This window comes from Nitratireductor sp., from assembly GCF_017794765.1.
GTDB lineage: Bacteria > Pseudomonadota > Alphaproteobacteria > Rhizobiales > Rhizobiaceae > Nitratireductor.
On the sequence record NZ_CP051236.1, the window covers coordinates 2,842,802 to 2,862,005 of the forward strand.

The 19,204-nt window shown below is 59.3% G+C and carries 18 protein-coding genes and 1 tRNA gene; 9 read left to right on the forward strand and 10 right to left on the reverse strand.

Annotated elements, in window-relative coordinates; genetic code table 11:
• Window position 1: 1 nt before the first annotated feature.
• On the reverse strand, window positions 2–610 hold the full coding sequence (locus HF949_RS13495) for a flavin reductase family protein (protein ID WP_292900196.1): 609 nt from the start codon (window positions 608–610) through the stop codon (window positions 2–4).
• Complete coding sequence (locus tag HF949_RS13500; RefSeq protein WP_441338409.1) at window positions 610–1,170, reverse strand: nitroreductase family protein; 561 nt, start codon at window positions 1,168–1,170, stop codon at window positions 610–612. The genes HF949_RS13495 and HF949_RS13500 overlap by 1 nt, the downstream gene beginning before the upstream one ends.
• Window positions 1,171–1,377: 207 nt before the next feature.
• Here HF949_RS13500 and HF949_RS13505 point away from each other — a divergent pair, with 207 nt between their 5' ends.
• Window positions 1,378–2,289, forward strand: coding sequence for a hypothetical protein (locus tag HF949_RS13505; RefSeq protein ID WP_292896052.1), 912 nt, complete (start codon window positions 1,378–1,380; stop codon window positions 2,287–2,289).
• A gap of 73 nt (window positions 2,290–2,362) precedes the next feature.
• On the opposite strand, the gene thrS is transcribed toward HF949_RS13505, so the two are convergent.
• The 3 genes from thrS to HF949_RS13520 all read right to left on the reverse strand — a co-directional run bounded on the left by thrS (window position 2,363) and on the right by HF949_RS13520 (window position 5,231).
• On the reverse strand, window positions 2,363–4,351 hold the full coding sequence (gene thrS / locus HF949_RS13510; protein WP_292896054.1) for a threonine--tRNA ligase: 1,989 nt from the start codon (window positions 4,349–4,351) through the stop codon (window positions 2,363–2,365).
• Between the two features lie 111 nt (window positions 4,352–4,462).
• Window positions 4,463–4,780, reverse strand: coding sequence for a membrane protein insertion efficiency factor YidD (gene yidD, locus HF949_RS13515; protein WP_292896056.1), 318 nt, complete (start codon window positions 4,778–4,780; stop codon window positions 4,463–4,465).
• Window positions 4,781–4,784: 4 nt separating this feature from the next.
• Window positions 4,785–5,231 (reverse strand): iron-sulfur cluster assembly scaffold protein, encoded by a 447-nt coding sequence (locus tag HF949_RS13520; RefSeq protein WP_292896058.1) that lies wholly within the window; start codon window positions 5,229–5,231, stop codon window positions 4,785–4,787.
• Between the two features lie 242 nt (window positions 5,232–5,473).
• Between HF949_RS13520 and folE the strand changes: the two genes are divergently transcribed.
• From folE to HF949_RS13535, 3 genes are all read left to right on the forward strand, one after another.
• Entirely contained in the window at window positions 5,474–6,139 is a 666-nt protein-coding gene (gene folE, locus HF949_RS13525; RefSeq protein WP_292896060.1) for a GTP cyclohydrolase I FolE, read from the forward strand.
• Window positions 6,139–6,585: a phosphoribosyl-AMP cyclohydrolase gene (gene hisI / locus HF949_RS13530; protein WP_292896062.1), complete on the forward strand. Its 447-nt coding sequence runs from the start codon at window positions 6,139–6,141 to the stop codon at window positions 6,583–6,585. Before folE ends, hisI begins: the two co-directional genes overlap by 1 nt.
• Window positions 6,586–6,777: 192 nt before the next feature.
• Window positions 6,778–7,758: a patatin family protein gene (locus HF949_RS13535; RefSeq protein WP_229449068.1), complete on the forward strand. Its 981-nt coding sequence runs from the start codon at window positions 6,778–6,780 to the stop codon at window positions 7,756–7,758.
• A 9-nt stretch (window positions 7,759–7,767) separates the two neighbouring features.
• Here the strand turns inward: HF949_RS13535 and recJ are convergent, their stop codons facing one another.
• The 5 genes from recJ to HF949_RS13560 all read right to left on the reverse strand — a co-directional run bounded on the left by recJ (window position 7,768) and on the right by HF949_RS13560 (window position 13,799).
• Window positions 7,768–9,549, reverse strand: a complete 1,782-nt coding sequence (gene recJ, locus HF949_RS13540) for a single-stranded-DNA-specific exonuclease RecJ (RefSeq protein ID WP_292896064.1) — start codon at window positions 9,547–9,549, stop codon at window positions 7,768–7,770.
• A 51-nt stretch (window positions 9,550–9,600) separates the two neighbouring features.
• A complete protein-coding gene (gene glpX, locus HF949_RS13545; protein WP_292896066.1) occupies window positions 9,601–10,578 on the reverse strand; it encodes a class II fructose-bisphosphatase in 978 nt (325 codons plus the stop codon).
• Window positions 10,579–10,715: 137 nt separating this feature from the next.
• Window positions 10,716–12,029: a homoserine dehydrogenase gene (locus HF949_RS13550; protein WP_292896068.1), complete on the reverse strand. Its 1,314-nt coding sequence runs from the start codon at window positions 12,027–12,029 to the stop codon at window positions 10,716–10,718.
• 40 nt (window positions 12,030–12,069) lie between these two features.
• Window positions 12,070–13,290, reverse strand: a complete 1,221-nt coding sequence (locus tag HF949_RS13555) for an LL-diaminopimelate aminotransferase (RefSeq protein WP_292900198.1) — start codon at window positions 13,288–13,290, stop codon at window positions 12,070–12,072.
• 86 nt (window positions 13,291–13,376) lie between these two features.
• Complete coding sequence (locus HF949_RS13560) at window positions 13,377–13,799, reverse strand: hypothetical protein (RefSeq protein ID WP_292896070.1); 423 nt, start codon at window positions 13,797–13,799, stop codon at window positions 13,377–13,379.
• 113 nt (window positions 13,800–13,912) lie between these two features.
• Between HF949_RS13560 and HF949_RS13565 the strand changes: the two genes are divergently transcribed.
• The 5 genes from HF949_RS13565 to sfsA all read left to right on the forward strand — a co-directional run bounded on the left by HF949_RS13565 (window position 13,913) and on the right by sfsA (window position 19,174).
• Window positions 13,913–15,742, forward strand: coding sequence for a PHA/PHB synthase family protein (locus HF949_RS13565; RefSeq protein ID WP_292896072.1), 1,830 nt, complete (start codon window positions 13,913–13,915; stop codon window positions 15,740–15,742).
• Between the two features lie 253 nt (window positions 15,743–15,995).
• Window positions 15,996–17,147 (forward strand): D-Ala-D-Ala carboxypeptidase family metallohydrolase, encoded by a 1,152-nt coding sequence (locus tag HF949_RS13570; RefSeq protein WP_292896074.1) that lies wholly within the window; start codon window positions 15,996–15,998, stop codon window positions 17,145–17,147.
• Window positions 17,148–17,227: 80 nt separating this feature from the next.
• Window positions 17,228–17,303 (forward strand) — tRNA-Glu (locus HF949_RS13575).
• 142 nt (window positions 17,304–17,445) lie between these two features.
• Window positions 17,446–18,420: a hypothetical protein gene (locus HF949_RS13580; RefSeq protein WP_292896076.1), complete on the forward strand. Its 975-nt coding sequence runs from the start codon at window positions 17,446–17,448 to the stop codon at window positions 18,418–18,420.
• A gap of 52 nt (window positions 18,421–18,472) precedes the next feature.
• Complete coding sequence (gene sfsA, locus HF949_RS13585; protein WP_292896078.1) at window positions 18,473–19,174, forward strand: DNA/RNA nuclease SfsA; 702 nt, start codon at window positions 18,473–18,475, stop codon at window positions 19,172–19,174.
• Window positions 19,175–19,204 lie beyond the last annotated feature (30 nt).

Genomic DNA, 19,204 nt, shown 5'->3' on the forward strand with positions numbered 1-19,204 from the left:
TTCAGTCACCCTTCCATTGAGGCCGTGTCATCTCGAAAGTCTCGGTGACAGCCGCATAATCGCGATAGCCCAGACGCGCCAGATTGCTTGCGGCGACGGCATCGAACTGGCCATTCTTCAGCACGGCCTCGCTGATATGCACTCCCACCACCTCACCGGTAACCACAATCACGCCTGCCGGAGATCCGTCGAGACCCAGCGGGCGTCGGATCTCGGTTACCCTGCATTCAAGCGCCGCATGACATTCAGCCACGCGCGGCGGCCTTACAAGCTTTGAAGGAGCTTCTGTGAGCCCCGCATAGGCAAATTCATTGACACCGCGTGGTGCATCGACCGAGCTGGCGTTCAGTTGCTCCGCAAGATGTCGGCTGGCGAGATTGACGACGAACTCACCATTCTCCTCGGCGTGCGTCGCGCTATCTTTCGCTCCTTCGGAGGAAAAAAACACCAGATGCGGATTGGACGAGATCGCGTTGAAGAAGGAATAGGGAGCGAGATTGGCTATCCCCTCCTGCGACAGCGTGGAAATCCAGCCAATGGGGCGCGGCGATACAATAGCCTTGAACGGGTCGTGGGGAAGCCCATGCCCCTTGGACGGTTCGTAAAACATCATGCCTCCCACGGTCCGGTATACTCGGAGACAATATCAACAAGGTCCGGACGCGGGCGCTCCTGAAGTTCCCCCTCATAGGAGCCAATATGCACAAAGCCAACCACGCGCTCCTGCGGCGCAAGCCCCAGTATGCGGCGTCCTTCGGCATCATCCGAATACCAGTTCGTGATGAGATTGGTCCCATAACCCAGCGCGTTGGCGGCAATCATCAGGTTCATTGCAGCCATGCCGCCGGAGAGGAACATCTCCCATTCGGGAATTGTCGGGCTGTCCTTCGGGACACAAATCACGCCAATGACCAGCGGGGCCCGCGAAAAGCGGGTCCGCTCCTGCTCGATTCGTGCCTCTGGCAAGTCCGGTTCCCGCTCCATCGCGCGAGCCGCCAAAGCCTCACCCACCTGATTTCTGACATCGCCCCGGTAAAGGATGAAACGCCAGGGTGTTAACCGACCATGATCGGGCACCCGCGAGGCCACCTTCAATATGGTCTCGATTTCCTTGTCGGACGGAGCCGGTTCCGCAAGATCCTTCACCGGCGTCGAGCGGCGCGCAAGCATGAAATCAAGCACGGATGGGTGCAATTTTCTGTCTCCTGTAGGATATGATGGCCTGAATCAGGCAGAGTGTTCTGCGAGAGCTTTCGTTTCGTGGAATTCAGATCGCACAATCGCCTTGAAATTGCCACCGCCTTGGGCTTCATGTCAGACATGCGCAGTCCTTTAAGATCGATACTTTCCTGTTTTGCCCTGTGTGCTTCTCCGCTGATGGCGTTTTCCGCTCATGCACAGGAAGACGCGGCAGAAAAAGTCGACGGTCTTCTACGCCTGCCCGGCCTCAATAACTATGCACCGGCCTCAGTGGACGACGCCCTCGCCACTGCGGAGACCGGTGAGGTAACACTTGTCGCACATCTGCAAGAAGGTGGTGATGAGATCCCGAATGGTCTCGTGTGGCGCATTTTTGGCACGCAACCAGGAGCCGATGAGAAGCTTCCGCTTGTGGCAACCGCACGTGGCGGCAACACTGTTTTCCAGCTCGCCCCCGGGAGCTATCTGGTTCATGCAGCCTACGGCCGAGCCGGTGTCACAAAGAGGATAACGGTCGGACGTGAGCCGATGCGTGAGGATCTGTTCCTCGATGCGGGTGGCCTAAAGCTGAACGCAATCCTCCCCGGCGGCGTAAGAATTCCCCAGAATCAACTCCGCTTCTCAATCTATGAAGCAGGCGAGGACAATATCGGGGACGGCACCCTGATCCTGCCAGACGTTGAGCCTGGCAGCATCGTGCGTCTCAATGCAGGCACATATCATGTGGTCGCGAAATACGGCGCCATGAACGCCGTCATCCGCTCCGATATTCGTGTCGAAGCCGGAAAACTCACGGAGGCAACGGTCGAGCACCGCGCTGCCGATCTCACGATGAAGCTCGTGCGCGAACGCGGCGGCGAAGCCATTGCCGACACCGCTTGGTCGGTGCTTACCGACACGGGTGAGATCGTCTACGAAACCGTCAGCGCCTATGCGTCCATGGTACTCGCCGAGGGTGATTACACCATTGTCGCCAAGAACCGTGACAGAATCTATCAACGAGATTTTTCTGTCATCCCCGGCCGTAACCAGGACGTGGAACTCCTTCCCACAGACCTGCTGGACACGCGCAACCAGTTTCCGGATTGATCCGGCTTTCACTGCATATGAAAAAAGCCGCGCAGTGTGGCACGGCTTTTCCGGAATGACGCGCTGAATGGCCTCAGGCAGCCGCCACCTTCGCAGCCTTGCGCTTGAGGTCAGGCGGTGTTGCCTCATCCGCCAGCATCGCTGTCACATCAGCCAGCGACATGGATGCCTGGTCGCGGCTGCCAAGACGGCGGATATTGACCGTGCCTTCTTCCGCCTCACGCTTGCCACAGACGAGGATGACCGGGACCTTGGCCAACGAATGTTCGCGGACCTTGTAGTTGATCTTCTCGTTGCGCAGATCCGCTTCCGCAAGCAGCCCTGCTTCCTTCAGCGTCTCCGTCACTTTGAGCGCATACTCATCGGCATCGGAGGTGATCGTTGCCACAACCACCTGCACAGGCGCGAACCACAGCGGGAAATGTCCTGCATAGTTTTCGATCAAAATGCCAAGGAAGCGCTCCATCGACCCGCAGATCGCCCGGTGAACCATCACCGGTTGCTTCTTCTCCGAATCCTGATCGATATAGAACGCGCCAAAGCGCTCCGGCAGGTTGAAGTCGATCTGTGTTGTGCCGCACTGCCACTGGCGGCCAATGGCGTCCTTCAGCACATAATCGAACTTCGGACCATAAAACGCTCCGTCGCCAGGATTGATCGCCGTCTTGATCCGTCCGCCCGACTGCTCGGCGATCTGCACCAAAACCTTGCTCATTATTTCCTCGGCGTGATCCCATAGCGCATCGGAACCGACACGTTTCTCAGGCCGCGTGGAAAAATAGACCGTGATCTCCTCAAAGCCGAAATCGGCATAGGTGGACAGAATCAGATCGTTGATCTTGAGGCACTCGGCGGCGAGCTGCTCTTCCGTGCAGAAGATGTGGGCATCGTCCTGCGTGAAGCCGCGCACGCGCATCAGCCCGTGTAGCGCGCCGGACGGCTCATAGCGATGCACATTGCCGAATTCAGCCAGACGAATGGGCAGGTCGCGATAGGATTTTAGGCCATGCTTGAAGATCTGCACGTGACCGGGGCAGTTCATCGGCTTCAGCGCGAACGTACGGGTGTCTTCCGCCTCGTCGTCCGCGCACTCGACCTTGAACATGTTTTCCTTGTACCAGCCCCAGTGGCCAGACGTCTCCCAGAGGCTCTTGTCGAGCACCTGCGGCGCATTCACCTCGTCATAGCCATCGGTCGCGAGCCTGCGGCGCATATAGCTGACAAGGTTCTGGAACATGCGCCAGCCCTTGGAATGCCAGAAGACAACGCCCGGACCCTCTTCCTGGAAATGGAAAAGGTCCATCTCGCGTCCGAGACGACGGTGATCGCGTTTTTCGGCCTCTTCCAGCATATGAAGATACTGGTCGAGCTCCTCCTGGGTTTGCCAGGCCGTACCATAGATGCGGGTCAGCATCGGATTGTTGGCATCGCCGCGCCAATAGGCGCCGGCCACCTTCATCAGCTTGAATGCCTTGCCGATCTGGCCAGTCGAGACCATGTGCGGACCGCGGCAAAGGTCGAACCAGTCGCCCTGCGCATAGATCTTGACATCCTGATCCTCGGGGATCGCATCAATTAGTTCGACCTTGTAGCTCTCGCCCTTCTCGGAAAACACCTTCTTTGCCTTTTCACGCGACCAGACTTCCTTTGTGAAAGGCTTGTTGCGCGCAATGATCTCCGCCATCTTCTTCTCGATAACCGGCAGGTCCTCGGGCGTGAAAGGCTCATTGCGGGCGAAATCGTAATAAAAACCGTTCTCGATCACCGGGCCGATGGTGACCTGCGTGCCGGGCCACAATTCCTGTACGGCTTCTGCAAGCACATGGGCTGCATCATGCCGGATGAGCTCCAGCGCGCGTGGATCGTCACGAGTGATGATCTCGATGTCGCCGGACTTGCCGACGGGATCGGACAGGTCGCGAACGGTTCCGTTCAGCGCATAGGCGACGGACTTCTTGGCAAGCGATTTGGAAATGCCGCCGGCAATATCGGCACCGGTCGTTGCCGCGTCATAGTCGCGAACGGATCCATCGGGAAATTTCAGGGAAACGGCTTCGGCCATCAGAGACTTCTCCTTATCCAGTCCCGCCAACGAGCGCGGGTGGTCTTGGTGTATGTAAGCAAGGGGCGTTTAGCGCCATCAGCCCGGGGCGTAAACCCCTTTTCGGGTCGTTTAAAGCCGCCAGTAGCGCCACGGTGTCCACCATTTCAGGCGGTTCCCTAGACGATCCGGCACCGGATCGACACCGTGGGTACCGCCCGGCCCGCAGCGCAAGAGGCGAAAAAGCCCCATCCAGCCGCCAGCCCACAGACCATGGCGCGCAATCGCCTCATAAGCATATTCGGAACAGGTGGGGAAATGCCGGCAGGAATTGCCGATGAAACCCGACAGAGTGAGCTGGTAGAACCGCACCAGCGCCGTGCCCACCACACGCCCCGGGGTTTTGGGCCAGGGACCCTGCCAGTTTCGGCTTCGCGCGGCGTCTGACATACTGTCAGGCGGCAGCGCCCGCGCGCGCCTTCTCGATCTGGTCGATCGCATCCACCACCGCATCGAACGTCAGCAGCGTGGACGCATGACGTGCCTTGTAGCCACGCACCGGCTCCAGATATTTCAGGTCTTCAAAACGACCGGATGGCGGTGCACCCTCTTCCTTGAGCATGGCGTACATTTGTTCACGGACCTGCCGCAACTCGCCGAAACTCGCTCCCAGCACATGAGCAGCCATAATTGACGATGAAGCCTGTCCAAGAGCGCAGGCTTTTACTTCATGTGCGAAATCGACCACCGTGTCATCTTCAACCCTGAGGTCGACCACAACAGTCGAACCACAAAGCTTGGAATGCGCCTTCGCAGAAGCATCCGGCGCTTCCAGCCGCCCGATGCGCTGAATATTGCCGGCAAAACCAAGAATCTTCGCGTTGTAGACGTCATCGAGCATGGAATTTCCGTTCTGCCGCAACCGAAACACATCAAAGTCGCTTCGGCACCTTCCCTTCTGCCTCAAGCCACTTATATAATGAACGCTGTGGGCCCACGACAAGGCATGATGCCGTTGTGGGTGCCAGTTTCGCGCACGCCGCTGTCGGGCCGGGCTGAGATTTTTCTCCATTACCCGCTGGATAAGGCCGTGAACCGTTCAACTCGTCCCTGCCGAGACAGGGACTACGGGAGACGCCTTCTATGGACGCTGTTATCAAGAATTTTCCGCCTCATGCCGAGAAGGGTGAGAAAATCGCGGAGACAAAATCTTACATGGACAAGCCGGCTACTGATCGTCCATCTCAAGAAGAGGTGGAAAACGCTGTGCGCACCCTTTTGCGCTGGACCGGTGACGACATCGCCCGTGAGGGCCTTGTCGAAACGCCCAAGCGCGTGGCCAAGGCCTACCGCGAGATGTTCTCCGGTTACGATCAGTGCCCCGCCGAGGAACTGGGGCGAACCTTTGAAGAGGTGCAGGGCTACAACGACATGGTCCTTATCAAGGACATCTCGTTCCACTCGCACTGCGAACATCATATGGTGCCGATCATCGGCAAGGCGCACGTAGCCTATTTGCCGGATGGGAAGGTGGTCGGCCTGTCCAAGATCGCCCGCGTCGTCGACATCTTCGCGCGCCGCCTGCAGACGCAGGAAGCCATGACCGCGCAGATTGCCCATGTGATCCAGGATGTTCTGAAACCACGCGGCGTGGCCGTTCTGGTTGAGGCCGAGCACATGTGCATGGCCATGCGCGGTATCCGCAAGCAGGGCTCCGTCACGCTCACCACCACGTTTACGGGCGCATATCGAGAAGATCTTCAGGAGCAGGCGCGCTTCATGACCATGCTGCGCGACAATCACCGCTGATGACGACATTGAGCTTTCCTCCGGCCCCATCCGACAAGGCCGCGCTTGAAGAAGGCGCGGCTTTTTCGCCGCGCTTTGACGCCAACGGCCTTCTTACGGCGGTGGTAACGGATGCCGAAACCAACGCAATCCTGATGGTTGCACACATGAATGCCGAGGCATTGGCGATGACACTACAGACCGGCATTGCCCATTACTGGTCGCGCTCGCGAGGTCAGCTCTGGAAGAAGGGCGAGACCTCCGGCAACGTCCAGCACATTGTCTCCATCGCCACGGACTGCGATCAGGATGCGGTGCATTTGAGCGTGAAGGTTGCCGGCGATGGCGCAACCTGCCACACCGGCCGGCGTTCCTGTTTCTACAGAAACGTCTCCGTGCGTGATGGCAAGGCGGTTCTGATCGACCTCGGCATGAAGCCTTTGGATCACAAAGACGGACACGCTTGACCAAAAGTCGGTCTCGATTTCTTGATCGCCTGCGGCGTAGACTTTCTTCTCGGGAACGCACATCTAGAGTCTGGCATATCCGCCAGGTTCCCCGGTGAGGCAGCGTTGAACCGTTCGGTTCGCCAAAGCGACGCATATTCACCAATTTGATACAGTTCCCGGGCATGATGCCAAGGGGACGAGGAGATGATCATGCTCGATTGGGCATCTCTACGCAGGAAGCAAGACAGCAGGCAGGGCGACTTGGGTTCGCCTGAACCACCCGTGGCCGAGCGGGTGCCTGCACCAAATCCTCGCAACGGTATCGCCCTTGCCCTCGGCGGCGGCGCTGCACGCGGCTGGGCCCATATCGGTGTACTGCGCGCGCTCGACGAAGCGAACATCCCCATTGGCATGATTGCCGGCACCTCCATCGGCGCGCTGGTGGGTGGCTGTTATCTGGCGGGAAAGCTGGATGAACTGGAAGATTTTGCCCGCTCCCTGACCAAGCGGCGTATCTTCGGATTGCTCGATATCAATTTCGGCGGCAGCGGTCTGTTTGGCGGCATGAAGCTCACGGCGCGCATGGAAGAGCATCTACGGGGCGTGACCTTTGACGATCTCTCAAAGCCGTTTGTCTGCGTCGCAGCGGAAATTCGCACCGGCCACGAGATCTGGCTATCGAGCGGGTCGCTGATCACCGCGATGCGAGCCTCCTACGCCTTGCCTGGCGTTTTCGAACCAGTCACTTGCAACGGTCGAGTGCTTGTTGACGGTGCACTCGTCAACCCGGTCCCTGTTTCTGCCTGCCGAACCTACGAGCAGCCTCTCGTCATGGCCGTCAACCTCCATTACGATCTGTTTGGACGCGCGGCAGTCATCAAGCATGCAGCAGATATGCCCCGGGAAACGGAGCAAGGCGACAAAGCTCCGCTTGTGGTGGAAAAGGGCCCGCATCAGCGCGATCAGCGGCTCGGCATTACCGGTGTGATGGTCGAAGCCTTCAACATCATTCAGGATCGAATTTCGCGCGCCCGTATGGCGGGCGACCCGCCGGACCTGTCGCTCCAGCCCAAGCTCGGCCACATCGGCCTTACGGAGTTCCACCGTGCCGATGAAGCCATTGCGATCGGCTACGAGACCACCCAGGCCCGCCTCTCAGAGCTCGACCGGATCATCACCGTCCTGGGGTGACCCGCGCTTTCATGCGCTGGCCGCATCCTGAAGCCGCATCTGGATGCGCTTCGTTCCATTCCAGTGATTGGCCGCCAGCGTCCCCGCAACGTGGATCGTCGCGCCGCGGTTGGCGAAAAGGAAATTGCCGAGGTCAGTTTCGGCGGCCCGGAAGGCAATGGCCTCCATACGCGCACCTGTCTGGGAGCGCAGATCAACACGCACATGACCGTTGCCCACGATGCGCGCATCGGCCAGGCGGTGGCGCGGCAGCGCCAGAACCGGTGTCGAGTGACCAGAACCAAATGGCCCAGCGGTCTCCAACGCATCGAGCAGCGCAAAATTCGCCCCATCGGCAGAGAGTGCAGCATCGATCTTCAGGCTTTCGGCATCCCTCAGCTTCTTCACCGCGCTAGCGGCTCGCTCCTCGAAATACGCCCGAAGCGGCCCGAGCTTATCGCGCTCGATGGTAATCCCGGCAGCCATGGCATGGCCGCCGCCTTTGACCAGCAGCCCTTCGGAGACGGCTTCACGAACAATTTTGCCCAGATCGAAACCCGGAATCGAGCGCCCGGAGCCTGTGCCCTTGCCGCTCGGATCGAAAGCGATCGCAAAGGTCGGTCGCCTTGCATGGTCCTTGAGACGAGACGCCAGAAGACCGACGATGCCCGGATGCCAGCGATCGCTCGCGGTAACAAGCACGGCGGGCCCCTCACCGGCCATCAACTCCGCGTCCGCCTCGGCCTTCGCCTCCGCGAGCATCACCGTTTCCATGTCCTGACGCTCGGTGTTCAGCCGGTCGAGTGTCTCTGCGATTTTCGCGGCTTCGGCCGGATCGTCGCTGGCGAGCAGATTGCTGCCCAGAGCCGCGTTGCCTATACGGCCACCGGCATTGATGCGCGGCCCGATCATGAAGCCGAGATGGTAAGGGTTGAGTGGTTCGCCGATGCGCGACACGCGTGCCAGCGCTGCCAGTCCCGGCGTTTTCATCTGACGCGCGGCCAAGAGCCCCTTCACCACGAAGGCGCGGTTGACACCCACGAGCGGCACCACATCGCACACCGTTCCAAGCGCCACGAGATCAAGAAGCCCCAGCAGATCCGGCGCTGCCTTGGGCGCCCTCTCCTGGCGAAGACGTTTAACCGTTTGCACCAAAGCCAGGAACACAACCCCGGCGGCACACAAGAAGCCCTGCCCCGATAGATCATCTTCCCGGTTCGGGTTCACCACCGCGACCGCCTCCGGCAACTCGCCGCCTACCTGGTGATGATCGAGAACCACCACGTCGGCGCCCGCCTCAGTCGCCGCTGCGATGGCGGCGGCGCTGTTGACCCCGCAGTCGACGGTGACAATCAGGCTCGCCCTGCCAGCGAGCTCTCTCATCGCCTCGGGATTTGGTCCATAGCCCTCGAAAATCCTGTCCGGAATGTAGATTTCGGATGCAATGCCGTAGTGCGCCAGAAAGCGCTTCATCATGGCCGAGGAAACAGCGCCATCGACATCGTAGTCGCCGAAGATCGCGACCCTCTCGCCGTGCTGAACAGCGCGAGCCAGCCTTTCGGCGGCTTTCTCCATGTCGGTCAGGCTCGCTGGATCGGGCAGGAGATCACGAATTGTGGGGTCGAGAAACCGCTTGGCCTCGTCCATCTCCACCCCGCGGCCAGCCAGAACGCGCGCAACGATTTCGGGAATACCATGGGTCTGCGCCATCGCCAGCGCGACATTCTCGCCGCGCAGGTCCAGCCGATGTTCCCACGCAAGGCCGCGTGCAGAGTGCCGTACATCCAGGAAGTATCGCTTGTCGCCAGTCATCGCCGACTAGGTTTCACAGAGGACGAACAATGGCAAGCGGCCTTGAGGTTCTCAGAACTTGTCCAGGTCCTGATGACGGGCGATGATCTCGCGCACCGTCTGAGAGGAGGAACGCATGACAATGGTGTGCGTGGATATCTGGTCCCGGCCGAACTTGACGCCGGAAAGCAGGTTGCCATCCGTCACACCGGTTGCGGCAAACAACACATCTCCCTTAGCCATCTCATCCATGCGATAGACCTTGTTTGGGTCTGAAATGCCCATCTTCGCCGCGCGCGCGATCTTTTCCTCGGTATTGAGTTGCAGGCGTCCCTGCATCTGCCCCCCGATACAGCGCAATGCGGCTGCCGCCAGAACACCCTCAGGCGCACCGCCGATGCCAAGATAAATATCGATCCCGGTTTCATCCGGATCGGTCGTATGAATCACGCCGGCCACGTCACCGTCGCCGATCAGCCGGATCGCAGCACCCGTTCCGCGCACTTCCTCGATCAGACGCGCATGGCGGGGCCGGTCGAGAATGCAGGCAGTGATCTCGTTGACTGGCACACCCTTGGCCTTTGCCAGCGCCTCGATATTTTCCACGGCGGGAGCATCGAGATCGACGACGCCTTCGGGATAACCGGGACCGACAGCGATTTTTTCCATGTAGACGTCGGGCGCGTAAAGCAGGCTGCCTCGCTCGGCGATGGCGATTACCGCCAGAGAGTTGGGCAGGTTCTTGGCGCAGATCGTGGTGCCCTCAAGCGGATCGAGCGCGATATCGACCTCAGGACCTTCGCCCACACCCACTTCTTCTCCGATATAGAGCATCGGCGCTTCATCGCGCTCGCCTTCGCCAATCACCACAGTGCCCTTGATCGGCAGGCGGTTGAGCTCCGAGCGCATCGCATCTACGGCAACCTGATCGGCCGCTTTTTCGTCGCCACGGCCACGCAGCCTTGCCGCAGCCACAGCCGCGCGCTCCGTCACACGAACGAGTTCCAGTGTGAGTATGCGGTCGAGACCCGCCTGCGTGGCTTTCAACATGTATCCAGATCCTGATGTTCACCGCCTTCCATGGGCGGCGGCTTCTTGTGGCAAAGACGGCGCGGCACGGCAAGACCCCGGTCGCCCCGTCAAAAACATGAATCGATTGAATAAATGTGACAGGCTCGAAATGTGCGTCAGGCTGCCCGCTCGATGCGGATAACTTGCGGCTTGTCCACGAGATGACCGTCCTTCATCACACCGTCAACCGCTTTGCGAACGGCCGCTTCCGTTGTCTCATGAGTGACGAGAATCACGTTCTTCTGCTCGTCCGGCAGGCCGCCATCGGCATGCTGGACGATCGATTCGAGCGAAATCTCGTTATCGGCCATGCGCTTGGCAATGGCCGCGAACACACCGGCGCGGTCATGCACCGTCATACGGATGAAGTACCCTCCCTCGTGCGAGCGCATTCGCGCCCGCTTGTAGGGTTTCAGCTTGGCCGCCGGACGCCCGAAGACCGGACCGTGCTGAAAACCCGGGCGGCTCTTCGCAATGTCGGCCATATCGCCGATGACCGCAGAGGCTGTAGCATTTCCGCCTGCGCCAGGTCCTGAAAGCAGAAGCTCGCCAAGCACATCGGTTTCGATCGCCACGGCATTGGTCACGCCATGCACCTGCGCGATCACCGAGTGCGTGGGAACCATCGTCGGATGGACCCGTTGCTCGATCCCGCTCTCGGTCTTGACGGCGACGCCCAGCAACTTGATGCGATAGCCAAGTTCGCTCGCAGCCCGGATATCTGCCTGGCTGATATTGGAGATGCCCTCCATGTAGATGTCGTCAGCAGAGATCTGACAGCCGAAAGCGAGACTCGTAAGGATCGAGAGTTTATGTGCCGTGTCGTGTCCCTCGATATCGAAGGTGGGATCGGCTTCGGCATATCCAAGGCGCTGCGCTTCTGAGAGACAGTCTTCAAAGGAGAGCCCTTCTTCCTCCATGCGTGTCAGAATGTAGTTCGCCGTGCCGTTCATGATGCCGAACACACGGCTCACTTCATTCCCGGCGAGCGCTTCACGCATGGTCTTGATAACGGGGATGCCGCCGGCCACTGCGGCTTCGTAGTTGAGAAGAACGCCCTTCTCCTCCGCGATCGCCGCCAGCGCGACACCGTGTTTGGACAGCAATGCCTTGTTCGCCGTCACCACGTGACGCCCCGCCTCCAATGCCGTCTTCACGGAATCATAGGCAGCACCGCTGTCGCCACCGATCAGTTCGACGAACACGTCGATCTCGGCGGATCCGGCCAGCTCGACCGGGTCGTCAAACCATTGCGCATTGCCCAGTTCGATGCCGCGGTCGCGATTGCGGTCACGTGCAGAAACTGCAGTCAGGGCCATTGTGCGTCCGCATTGCCTGGTCAGTTCCGCTTCCTTGTCCGTCATGCAACGCACGACGGAAGCGCCTACGGTTCCCAAACCCGCAATTCCAATACGCAACGCTTCGGCCATGATGCGGCGTGCTCCTTCTCGATAGTTCAGTGATTAAGACTCAGCGTCGGGCGCCGAGCGGGATGACGTTGTCAGTGTTTTCCGGTGCGGTTGCAAGGAAGCGCTTGATGCTGCGAGCAGCCTGCCGGATCCGGTGCTCGTTTTCCACCAGCGCGATACGCACATACTGGTCCCCGAACTCACCAAAACCGATGCCAGGTGCAACCGCCACCTCGGCCTTTTCCACCAGAAGCTTGGAAAACTCCAAAGAGCCAAGTTCACTGTAGGCATCCGGGATCGGCACCCACGCAAACATGGTAGCTGGCGGAGGCGGCACGTCCCAGCCGGCGCGGCCAAACGATTCCACTAGCACATCTCGGCGGCGACGATAGACTTCGCGGACCTCTTCAATCTCCGTGCCATCGGAATTCAAAGCAGCCGCAGCCGCCACCTGAATCGGTGTGAACGCCCCATAATCCAGATAGGATTTGACGCGCGACAACGCAGCGATCAGCCGCTCATTGCCGACCGCAAACCCCATGCGCCAGCCCGGCATGGAAAAAGTCTTGGACATGGAGGTGAACTCCACCGTGACGTCCATCGCGCCGGGCACTTCCAGAACGGAAGGCGGCGGATTACCCTCGAAATAGATCTCCGAATAGGCAAGATCAGAAAGGATGATCAGATCGTTTCTGCGCGCAAACGCGACCACATCCTTGTAAAAATCCAGCGACGCCATGCAGGCTGTCGGATTCGACGGGTAATTGAGGATGAGCGCGATAGGCTTCGGCGTCGAATAGCGCACGGCACGTTCGAGCGCCGGAATGAAATTCGTGTCAGGTTCGGCGGGGATGGCACGCACAACGCCACCCGACATAATGAAACCGAAAGCGTGAATTGGGTAAGTCGGATTGGGACACAGGACCACATCGCCCGGCGCAGTGATCGCCTGGGCCATATTCGCAAACCCCTCCTTCGACCCCAGGGTCGCGACCACCTGGGTTTCAGGGTTGAGCTTTACGCCGAACCGACGCTCGTAATAGGCCGCTTGCGCCCGCCGAAGACCGGGAATGCCGCGCGAAGAAGAATAGCGATGTGTACGCGGATCGCGCACGACGTCACACAGTTTGTCAACAATGGCCTGAGGGGTTGGAAGATCGGGATTTCCCATGCCGAGATCGATGATGTCGGCACCGCGCGAACGCGCACTCGCCTTGAGGCGATTCACCTGCTCGAAAACATAGGGCGGGAGCCGACGGATTTTATGAAATTCTTCCATCATCATACCTCGATGCAGGTGACGCGAGACCGGTGACCGGTCCTCATATACCCATTCCCTCGACTGGTCGAGGGGAAGGAGAGCAGAGGTTATTCGCTCTTTTCGATTTCCTCGAGCTGCCGCTCGGCATGCGTTTTGGCAAGTCGGCGCAGACGTGCCGCCTCGGCTTCGGCGTTGTTGCCTGGAGCGCGGACAGCCAGACGTTCCCGCACAGCGGAGAGATCGCGCGTGAGCGCGTCCTTCTCGGTGGCATCAATCGGCGTCGCTGCCGATTCCGGCGGGATGTTGAGATCGGGATAAGCGCCGGTATTGCGCACAGCAGGGGCGGACGTTACCTCTGGCGCGGGCTGCGACCCAGGCCTCGGCAAGGGTGTTGGCGTCCTGATCGCCGCGGATGGCACAGCGTCTTCCAGACTTGCGCTGACACATCCACCGAGCGTCAGCGAGAGGGAAACCGCCAGGCCAAGTACTTCGGTGATGCGAAAAAAACCGCGGTGAGCTCTGATTTTCATATTCTCTTCCGATTCAAGCCACTACCATGCATGATGGTCGCGGGGGAGCCTCCCGTGAGATTACGTTAACACCGCGCCGCTTGAAAGGCGCGTTCAGGTTGCAGGCGCAAATTATGGCTCAGGAAAAGCAGACCAACGGCGCAGGAAACCACGCAGACTCAACGCTCCAGCAGTATTTCGCAAAAGATCCCGAACGTCTGGCGCAAAATTTGGCGCGCGCGCTTGAGGAACTCGGCAAGGCTGCGGCCTCCTGGACGCAAGCGAGAGAAAAGGGCGAGACGAGCGACATAACGGCCGCGCCGATTGCCGACATGATCAGGACATTCTCGCGGGTTAGTGAATATTGGCTGGGCGACCCCACTCGTGCGCTGGAAGCTCAGACACGTCTCTTCGCCGAATTCATGGGCATCTGGGCAAATGCCATCCGCCGGCTGAGCGAAGAGAACGTCGGTGACTACGTTCCGACCCCAGCCACCGACAAGCGTTTCCAGGACCCCGAATGGGCGCGCAACGCCTTTTTCAGTTTTCTCAAGCAGGCCTATCTCGTAACCGCACGTTGGGCCGCCGAGCTGGTGGATGGCGCTGATGAGCTCGATGACATAACGCGCCACAAGGCGCGGTTCTACGTCGAGCAGATGAGTCAGGCCCTGTCACCGTCGAATTTTCTCCTGACGAATCCCGAGCTCTATCGCGAGACAATGGCGAGCGATGGGGAAAACCTCGTGCGCGGCATGCGCATGCTTGCCGAAGACATTGCCGCTGGAAAAGGCGATCTCAAACTCCGCCAGTCCGACAGTTCCAAATTCGAGATCGGCGAGAATCTGGCTACGACGCCGGGCAAAGTCGTTGCCCGCAACGATCTGGTCGAAGTCCTCCAATACGCCCCTGCGACGAAGAATGTATTGAAGCGGCCACTCCTCATCGTCCCCCCCTGGATCAACAAATTCTACATCCTCGACCTCAATCCCAGACGTTCCTTCATTCGCTGGGCGGTTGAGCAGGGACATACGGTTTTTGTCATTTCCTGGATCAATCCTGACGAACGCCACGCACGTTACGACTGGGCAGATTATATCGACCGGGGCATAAAGTTTGCCCTCGACACCATCCAAGCCGCGACAGGAGAAAAACAGGTCAATGCCATGGGGTATTGCGTCGGCGGAACGCTGCTGGCAGCCTGCCTTGCCCTGATGGCCAACGAGGGCGATGACCGCATTGCCAGCGCCACCTTTCTAACCACACAGGTGGATTTCACCTTTGCAGGAGACCTAAAGGTCTTCGTCGACGAAGAGCAGATCCAGGCGCTGGACTCGGCAATGCGCGAACGGGGGTACCTGGACGCGACACGCATGGCTACCGCATTCAACATGCTACGCGCCGGCGATCTGATCTGGCCCTATGTCGTCAACAATTACTTGCGCGGCCAGGCTCCGCTGCCCTTCGACCTCCTTTACTGGAATTCCGATTCCACCCGGCTTGCAGCCGCCAACCACTCCTACTACCTGCGCAACTGCTATCTTGAGAACAACCTTTCGCGCGGCCGCGCTGTCCTGCGCGGCAAAACCCTTCGTCTCGAAGATATAAAAATCCCGATTTTCAACCTTGCCACGCGTGAGGATCATATAGCGCCTGCGAAATCCGTCTTCCTTGGCAGCCGGTTTTTCGGAGGGCCGGTCGAGTTCGTTCTTGCAGGTTCAGGGCACATAGCAGGCGTCATCAATCCGCCCGAAATGAAAAAGTACCAGTTCTGGACCGGCCGGGAGCCCCGTGGCGAATTTGATGAATGGATGGCAGATGCCCGGGAGCATGGCGGCTCCTGGTGGCCCCAATGGCAACGCTGGATGATGTCGCAGGACAGCCGACAGGTGAAAGCCCGTAACCCTGCGAAGAACAAGAAGACGCTTGGCGATGCCCCCGGAGAATACGTGCGCATCCGCGCGTAATCACACAAAATGACAGCATGAAACAATGCTTTTAGGGGCCTTGAATGAACTTTGACGTAGTCTCGTGATGAAACATGTTCTTGCCTCAATTGTTTTCTAACGCCTATATGGTTCTTCATCGGGCTGGGATTCGCAGGCAAGACAAGCACTTGCTACAGATTTGCGATCCGAATTCGGTTCACCGTTGCGTGCTTAATACAACCAATTGAGGGGCATATTTCTGTTGTTGGGGGACGAGAGCGGAAAACGCTGTATGACGGTGTTGGGCCATGGTCGGATCAGTCTGACAGGTGTAATTTGCGCGCTGTTTCTGGCCTCCTGCTCCACCACGTCTGACCCCGTAACCCAACTTGGCCTCGCGCCGACTGCGCTGCAGAGCGGCGACAGCGGGCCTGATCTGTCAACCAGCGATGGCGTCCTGTTTGCAGCCGCCGACGGCGCTGACGGATCGGAAACCTCGGGTTCGGTACCTCTCCCCTCCGAACGTCCTGGCCAAAAAGAAGAGGTGGCGTCCACCGAAGAGGTTTCGGCAGAGACAGCAGCGGCTGCGCAGGAGGAATCTGTCTCGGCAACCGAGACTGCCGCCGCCGGGAGCCCGTCAGAGGAAACCGCCTCTCCGACCGAGAGTGCCCCTACACAGACGGCAACCGCCTCTCCTGTTCCGGAAGACACTTCCGATGAGGTCTCAGCAGCCGATGCAACACCGCCGCCCGAAAGCGAATCAGCGTCCAAGCGACAGAGTTTCCTTTCAGCCTTCTTCTCTGCCAAGGAACCGAAAGCCGCAAAAGCAGCGGAGAAAGCCACTCGCCCCCTGATCGACACGAGCAAAGCCAAGCCCGCGGAGACGTCGAAGGTTATGCTCGCCTCGGCTTCACCCGACACGAAGCCCGTGCAGGCATCGGTCAATATGGGCTCAGCGCTCCCTGGGGTACGGCAGGGCGAAAGCCTGTTCGAGTTCTCAAGCAAGACAGGCAGCGGTGATGCCGACGCAGATATTTACGAGGAGGAGCCAGCTTACCAGGTCGCCTCGGCTGCCGGTATGGCGAGACTTGCTCCCAATGGTCTCCTCAAACAGCGTGAAAGCGTTGATACCGCCTGTCTGAAACCTGCCCTGGTCGGCATGCTCAAGGCGATCGAACGGCATTACGGCAAACGAATCGTCGTCACATCGGGTTATCGCAGCCCCAGTTACAATCGCCGTGTACGCGGCGCCCGTAAGTCTCTCCACATGTATTGCGCCGCCGCCGACATCCAGATTGATGGCGTCAGCAAGTGGGAACTGGCCAAATATGTCCGCTCTATGCCCGGTCGTGGTGGCGTGGGCACCTATTGTCATACAAAATCGGTGCATGTGGACGTCGGCCCGGAGCGCGACTGGAACTGGCGCTGCCGTCGCAGAAAATAAATCACAAAAAAAGCATGGAACCATCACAAGACGGGTTGCCCCCGGCAACGAAGCTCACTATAAGCCGGATCGTCTTGAGCGCGCCCATCGTCTAGCGGTCTAGGACGCCGCCCTTTCACGGCGGAAACACGGGTTCGAGTCCCGTTGGGCGTGCCAGTTTTACCTCCTGACATCGTAGATCGGCCAATGGAATTCCTTGGCGTTTGACCCGACCTGCCAGCCCGCGTACTTCTCGCTCATGGTTTGTTGAGCGATGGTGGCGTAACGGTTTCACCGGCATGAGCAGGAAGGCAGTGAAATGCAGGGCCCGTTGATTGTTGCCGAAAAGGCGCTTGGTTTTGCCGCCTCGCGCGCCCGGTTCTTCCTCATCGCAGGGCTATTGGTCGGCACCGCCTCGCCGGCAGCTGCGCACGCGGCAAAACCCTGGATCGCCGAAATGATTGCAGCTTTGCTCTTTCTGGCAGCCCTGAGGGTGGGACCGAAGGCCCTTGTCGGTGCGCTCGGTGAGCTGCGCCACTCGCTTGCTGCCACCCTCGCCTTTCAATTGTTTTTACCCATCAGCTTCGCGCTGGTGTTCCTGGCGACCGGCTGGGAAGGCGTCCTGCCTACGGCGCTGGTGTTGATGGCAGCTGCTGCTCCGGTTTCCGGGAGCCCGCATCTGGCGATCATGACCGGCAATGATCCTGCCCCAGCCATGCGGGTTATGACGCTTGGAACCGCACTCTTGCCGCTGACGGTTCTGCCCGTCTTCTGGCTCACACCCGCGCTTGGCAGCGCAGACGTGATTTTGGCGGCCGCCGGCCGGCTTCTGGCTGTCATCGTGCTTGCCGTGTCCGCAGCTTTTATTCTTCGCCGTTTCGCATTCGCAAACCCGACGCCGGTTGCGATCCGGTCGATTGACGGTCTTTCTGCCATTCTCATGAGTGTTGTGGTGATCGGTCTCATGTCGGCGGTCGGTGAGACGATTTTTGTTGATCCGGCACGGGTAGGCCTCAATCTCGCGATTGCCTTTGCGGCCAATTTCCTGTTGCAGATCGGCGTAACGGTCCTGCTCGAACGTTTTGGCTGGAAGACAATTGCAGCGCCATTGGGGATTGCTGCTGGTAACCGCAATATTGGCCTCTTCTTGACCGCCCTCCCCGCCGGCGTGACCGATTCGCTTCTGCTGTTCATCGGTTGCTACCAGATACCCATGTATCTGACGCCACTGGTCCTCGGCCCATACTATCGAAAACGCGCTGCCGCGCTGTCCCGGCATCCGGCGCGCAACTGATCAACCTGCAAAGACACCGCAATCCCAAGCAGATACGCATCGAAAGGCCCTCATGGAATTTTCAGCACCGCTGATCGAGGCACGCCTGGTCCGCCGCTACAAGCGCTTCCTGGCAGATGTCATGCTCATGGACGGCACTGAGCTCACGGTCTCGGTACCGAACACCGGTTCCATGCTCGGGCTGACGGCCAGGGGATCGCGCGTCTATCTCTCCCACTCCGATGATCCGAAGCGCAAATATCGCCACCGTCTGGAGATCGTGGAGGCTGACGGCACCCTGGTCGGGATAAACACGGGACTGCCCAATAGACTTGCCGAGGAAGCAATCCATGCAGGCCTGGTCTCCGACCTTGCCACATACGACACTTTAAAGCGCGAACAGCGCTACGGGGAACGCTCCCGCATCGACATGCTTCTGGAAGATCCTCGGCGTCCCCGCGCCTATGTGGAGGTGAAGAATGTGCATTTCATGCGCGAAGAAGGTCTCGCGGAATTCCCCGATACAGTGACGGAGCGCGGAGCACGGCATCTGCACGAACTTGCCGCTATGCGCCAGGCAGGCCATCGGGCGGTCATGATCTATCTGGTACAAAGAGGCGACTGCCAGCGCTTTCGTTTGTGCGGCGATCTCGATCCTGCTTACGCAAAGGCTTTTGCACTCGCTGACAAGGCCGGGGTTGAAGCTTACGCCATCAAGTGCCAAATCACCCCTGAAGCAATCAAGCCCGATCGTCTGATAGACATCGTGCAATAAAAACAGCAAAATCCGGCAACCATATCCAAT